Raw genomic sequence first — 5,325 nt, 5'->3', positions numbered from 1 at the left:
CCGGTTCCTCGAAGGGGACCAAGCCCCCGCCATCCGTCGAGCTCGGCAATTGCAATCTCCGTCAAGATGGCGAGGGGCATGCATGACCGGCCTAACGCATCCCGGCCATTGGCCGACCTGGAATTTGACATGCGCCGGAACGTTGCTTGACCCAAATCGCCCATGAGGTTGACCGGCTTAGATTCCAACGCGAGCCCCAGATACGGTCAGGACGACGATGCTGCGGCATCCACACGTGGGCCAAAAATTCGCAAGCAGTAGGCTGCCAAATGGTCTGCTTGGTCTGACGTGTAGAGGAGACGCGCGAGTCCCGACCCAATTACGTCGTAGCGATGAAACCAGCCGTTGCTCAAAAGACCTGACCGGCCGGGCCCGACGGCCGGTCAGAGCCACAACCATGCGGGGCTCGGTTTGCTTCCCAGTGCAAGCTCCGCACCGCGGGAATGCGGCCACCGTCCGGAAGCATCGTGACGGTTCTGCGCACCCAAGGGGGATAGTTACCTCCCGGTTGATGCACCTTCTGAGCAATCGAATTGACGATTTGCGCAAAATGCGCAGATACTAGGCGACGCTTTTGGCGGACAGGTCGGATTTTTCGTTCGTCAGCCAAACAATAACAACGAATGCGCAAAACGCGCAGGGAGGACATCGGACATGCAGATCCCGATCAAGCGGACCATTGAATCGGTGCCCGGCGGCATGATGGTCGTACCGCTGCTGGCCGGTGCGCTGATCGCCACCTTCTTTCCTGGCACTCCGAAGCTGTTCGGCTCCTTCACGGGGGCGCTGTTCTCGGGCGCGCTGACGATCCTTGCAGTCTTCTACGTCTGCATGGGCGCGAGCATCGACTTCCGCGCGACGCCATACATCATGAAGAAGGGCGGCACGCTTCTGTTCGTCAAGGTCGGGATCGCCATGCTCCTCGGACTCATCTTCGGGCAAGTGCTCGGGGAGGCGCCGGTGGCGGCCGGCATGTTCGCAGGCCTATCTACTTTGGCCATCGTTGCTGCGATGAACGACACGAATGGCGGGCTCTATATGGCTCTGATGGGCCAGTACGGGCGTCCCCGCGATGTCGGTGCCTACACCGTCATGTCCCTGGAAAGCGGGCCTTTCCTCACCATGGTGACGCTCGGCGTCGCTGGCCTCTCGGCCTTCCCCTGGCAGACGCTCGTCGGCGCGATCCTGCCGCTCCTCGTCGGCATGATCATCGGCAACCTCGACCGCGAGATGCGCGCCTTCCTCGGACGGGCGATCCCGGTGATGATCCCGTTCTTTGCCTTCGCGCTGGGGGCGGGGCTCGACCTCTCGAAGGTCTGGCAGGCCGGCCTACTCGGTCTCGCCATGGGCGTCGCTGTCGTTGTCGTGACAGGCATTCCGCTATTCTTCGCCGATCGCTTGACGGGTGGCACGGGTGTGGCAGGCGTCGCCGCTGCTTCGACCGCCGGCAATGCGGCCGCAGTCCCGGCCATCGTCGCCTCTGCCAATCCGGCCTATGCTGACGCTGCTGGACCAGCGACCATCCTGGTCGCCGCTTGCGTCGTGGTCACGGCAATCCTCGTTCCGATCCTGACCGCCTGGGTTTCAAGACGCTTCGGCGACGCTGAGGTGACCGAGGCAGAGATCGTGGAAGGCGTAGAACCTCCGTCTGCACAGCCCATCGCCGGCCGCTGATATGGCCGGCCACTGGCTCATCCTCGCCGACGACCTGACGGGAGCAGCCGATTGCGCCATCGCTTTCGGGCGCCGCGGTCTCGCGGCCGCAGTGACCTGGGACATCGCCGCCTCCCCTGACGCGAAGCTCCAGCCGGTCCTTTCCTTCGACGCAGATAGTCGCGGCCTCTCTGCGCAAGCCGCTGCAGAGAGGCATGGTTGCCTCTTGGAGCGGTTGCTCAAGCCGGACCGAAGCCTGTTCAAGAAGATCGACTCGACACTCAGGGGACAGCCCGCCGCCGAGACCGCCGCAACAATCGCGTACCTGATGCGCAGCAATGGCACCGCTTTCGGGATTTGCGCACCGGCCTTTCCGGCGACTGGCCGGACCACGGTATCGGGTCATGTCCTTGTCAACGGACGGCCTTTGGAGGACGCCGAGGTTTGGCAGCGTGATCGTAGCTACCCAAGCGCCGATCTGGCCGTCGTCCTTGGAACCGCTGGGATCAAAACGCAGGCCGTTTCGATGGCCCGGGTGCGCGGTGCCGATCTCGCCGACTGCCTCGCGCGGATCGCCGCGGCCGGTGAAGTCGTTGCGATCTGCGATGCCGAAACGGACGAGGATCTCACCCGCATCGCGGTGGCGAGTCTGTCCGTGACGCCGAGCCCATTTTTCATCGGGACTGGGGGGCTGGCTCGGGCTCTCGCGGGCATCTTGGAGCCACTTTCGATCGAGCCGGTCCGGTTCCCACCGAGCGCCTACGGCAGCCTGATCGTGGTTGGCTCCCTTGCCGCCGCTTCAAGAGCCGCAACGCGCAAGCTCGCTTCGCGAGACCGAGTCGCCCACCTCCCGGTAACGCCCGAGACACTTCTAGGCGATCCGGCTGGACGAGCGGCGCTTGCAAAACGCGTCGCCGAAGTAATCCTCGGTGGCGATGACGCCTTGATTGAGATCGCAGTGAGTGACGTCCTCGACATGACGATCGGGCCGCGCTTGGCACGCAGCCTCGCCGAGGCCCTTGATCCGGTCGCGGCACAAATCGGAGCCATCGCGGCAACAGGTGGCGAGACCGCCGCCGCGTTGCTCGCACGTTTCGGCATCGACGGTATCCGTCTGATCGACGAGATCGAGCCAGGCGTTTCGCTTGGCCTGACCCTCGGGCAGCTAACCGTTCCGGTCGCCACGAAGGCCGGTGCTTTCGGCGACGCCGACAGCCTCATTCGTATCAGCGAGCGCCTGCGCGCCGTCAGAATCCAAGGATGCTTCTCATGACCCGTCCGACCATCGCGATCACCATGGGCGATCCAGCCGGCATCGGCCCAGAGATTATCATGAAGGCGCTGGCTCACCCGGAAGTACAGTCCGTGTGCCGGCCCTTAGTAATCGGTGATGCCGACCGTCTGCGGCAAGCGGGTCAAATCGTCGGCTCCACCATGTCCGTCGACTCTCTGTCCGATGCCGATGCGCCAGACTTCGACAAACCAGCCGTGCAGTGCGTGGACCTCAAGGTCGTACCCGCCGACCTCCCATTCGGACAAGTCTCTCCGACGGCAGGCGAGGCGGCTTACCGCTACATCGAAAAGGCCGTGCAGGTGGTGCAGGCCGGGCAAGCACAGGGCATCTGTACGGCGCCATTATCGAAGGAGGCCCTGCACGCGGCCGGCCACAAGTTCCCCGGTCATACTGAGCTGCTGGCCCACCTCACAGGCACGCCAGAAGTCTCGATGATGCTTGTTTCGCCCAAGCTCCGGGTGATCCACGTCACCACCCATATCGGCCTCATCGACGCGATTGCGAAGATCGAGCCCGGTCTTGTCGAGCGGGTCATCACACGTGGTCACGGCGTCCTCGTGAAGGCGGGAATCGCGAACCCGAAGATCGGCGTTTGCGCGATCAATCCGCATGCCGGCGAAAACGGCCTGTTCGGCCGCGGTGAGGAGGCGGAGAAGATCACGCCAGCGATTGAGGCCTGTCGCGCGAAGGGTTGGGACGTGCGCGGTCCGCTGCCCGCCGACACCTTGTTCTTCCTGGCCGGTCGCGGCGACTACGACATGGTGGTGGCCATGTACCACGATCAGGGGCACGGCCCGATCAAGGTCCTGGGATTGGAGGCCGGCGTGAACATCACCGTGGGCCTTCCGGTGATCCGCACTTCCGTCGATCACGGCACCGCCTTCGACATCGCAGGTAAGGGCATTGCGGACGAGCGCAGCCTGATGGAAGCGCTACGTCAGGCGGTCGATCTCGCGCCGAAGGCGGTGGCGGCCTGAGGGGCGACGCCCCCGCGACGCCCCCGCGGTGGACCCGCCCGTCGCGGGGCAACGAAACCGGTCTGGCCAGCGCCGCCGGCCTCAGCCATGACGCGGGACCAAAGCCGGAGGACCGCCCCATGTCGATGCGAAGCCGGGAGCGCCGGACGTTGCTGCTGGAGGCGCTGAGCGTCGGCGAGATCGACGTCGACGAGATCGCCGCGCGCCTGAAGGTCTCCGCCTCGACGGTCCGCCGCGACCTCCAGCATCTCTCCGCCACGCGAGCCGTGCGGCGGACCTATGGGGGGGCGATCCTCGCCAGCCATCCGCCGGAAACCACGTTGACCGAGCGGCTCGCCGTGAACGGTGCCGAGAAGCGGGCGATCGCCCGCGCTGCCCTCGACCTAGTAGAGGACGGCGACACACTGATCCTGGATGCCGGCTCCACCGTCGTGGCTTTCGGCCAACTGCTTGCGAGGCGTCGCCTCAAGATCATCACCAACAACCTAGCGCTACTCCCCTTTCTCGCCGAAGCGCCCAGGCTCGAACTCGTGGTTCTGGGCGGCGCGCTGCGGGCGACCAGCATGAGCACCATCGGGCCGCTCGCGGTCGAAGGGCTGCGCCTCATGACGGCGGATCGCGCGATCATGAGCGCGGACGGCGTCGTGGCGGGGCGCGGTCTCTGCGAGGTCAGCCTGGATCAGGTCATCCTCAAATCCCTGATGATGCGGCAATCGCGCGAGGTGATCGTGCTCGCCGATACGAGCAAGCTCGGCCGGGCGGAACAGACCGCCTGGGCCCCGCTGCCGCGCAACTGGACCCTGGTCACGGATTCCTCGGAGCCGAAGGAGCAGTTGCGGCGCCTCTCCGAGGCGGGCGCCGACATCAGCGTCGCGGACGCCCGCGAGGCTTGAGCAGACACATGTGGCCGAAACGTCCGCGCCCGCGCTGCCGGGAAGGCCCGGGCGTTACGGCCGGAATGCCGGGTTCGCCGGCCCGCATTCGCGCATTGTGAGCCGTGAGCGTTCGAGTCAGAACAGCCCCGCTGCTCCCGTCCGAAGGCCTTTCGCACATGTCACGAGAAACCGTCTCCCTCGGCATCATCGGCGCCGGCATCATGGGCGAGCGGATGCTCAACGTCGTGGCCGCGCATGCGGACATCCCCATCCGCATCGCCGGGATCTGGGACTCGTCCGCGGCCTCCCTGGACCGCATCGCAGCCAAATTCCCGGCGGTGCCGCTTGTGGCGGATGCGGACGCGCTCATCGCGGCCAGCGCGTGCGTCTACGTGGCGTCGCCGCCCGCCTCCCATCTCGGCTACGCCCGCAGGGCCACGGCGGCGGGCAGAAGCCTTTTTCTCGAGAAGCCGCTCGCCGTCGATCTGGCGGAGGCGCGCCGCTTCGTGGACGATGCCGACGCCGT

General features: G+C 65.7%; 5 protein-coding genes. All 5 read left to right on the top strand.

What is annotated here, in order from left to right:
- Nucleotides 1-654 precede the first annotated feature (654 nt).
- Nucleotides 655-1,674, top strand: a complete 1,020-nt coding sequence (locus JWQ05_RS08425) for a 2-keto-3-deoxygluconate permease (RefSeq protein ID WP_299657500.1) — start codon at nucleotides 655-657, stop codon at nucleotides 1,672-1,674.
- Nucleotide 1,675: 1 nt separating this feature from the next.
- Nucleotides 1,676-2,926 (top strand): four-carbon acid sugar kinase family protein, encoded by a 1,251-nt coding sequence (locus JWQ05_RS08420; RefSeq protein WP_299657498.1) that lies wholly within the window; start codon nucleotides 1,676-1,678, stop codon nucleotides 2,924-2,926.
- The gene (gene pdxA / locus JWQ05_RS08415) at nucleotides 2,923-3,924 is read left to right on the top strand and encodes a 4-hydroxythreonine-4-phosphate dehydrogenase PdxA (RefSeq protein ID WP_299657496.1); all 1,002 of its coding nucleotides are present in this window, start codon (nucleotides 2,923-2,925) and stop codon (nucleotides 3,922-3,924) included. Before JWQ05_RS08420 ends, pdxA begins: the two co-directional genes overlap by 4 nt.
- Nucleotides 3,925-4,043: 119 nt before the next feature.
- Nucleotides 4,044-4,817 carry a DeoR/GlpR family DNA-binding transcription regulator gene (locus JWQ05_RS08410; RefSeq protein ID WP_299657494.1) on the top strand — a complete coding sequence of 258 codons (774 nt, stop codon included), beginning with the start codon at nucleotides 4,044-4,046 and terminating at the stop codon, nucleotides 4,815-4,817.
- Nucleotides 4,818-4,975: 158 nt separating this feature from the next.
- A partial coding sequence (locus tag JWQ05_RS08405) for a Gfo/Idh/MocA family oxidoreductase (protein WP_299657492.1) occupies nucleotides 4,976-5,325 on the top strand: 350 nt, incomplete at its 3' end.

Source organism: Methylobacterium sp. (genome assembly GCF_028290105.1).
Lineage (GTDB): Bacteria > Pseudomonadota > Alphaproteobacteria > Rhizobiales > Beijerinckiaceae > Methylobacterium.
The sequence above is the reverse complement of the archived record's forward strand: the minus strand, read 5'-3'. Positions and strand labels throughout refer to the sequence as shown.

Bases quoted from the DNA above. Each gene is read 5' to 3' on its own strand.
- pdxA (WP_299657496.1), top strand. From the start codon at position 2,923: ATGACCCGTCCGACCATCGCGATCACCATGGGCGATCCAGCCGGCATC.
- JWQ05_RS08425 (WP_299657500.1), top strand. From the start codon at position 655: ATGCAGATCCCGATCAAGCGGACCATTGAATCGGTGCCCGGCGGCATG.
- JWQ05_RS08410 (WP_299657494.1), top strand. From the start codon at position 4,044: ATGTCGATGCGAAGCCGGGAGCGCCGGACGTTGCTGCTGGAGGCGCTG.
- JWQ05_RS08420 (WP_299657498.1), top strand. From the start codon at position 1,676: ATGGCCGGCCACTGGCTCATCCTCGCCGACGACCTGACGGGAGCAGCC.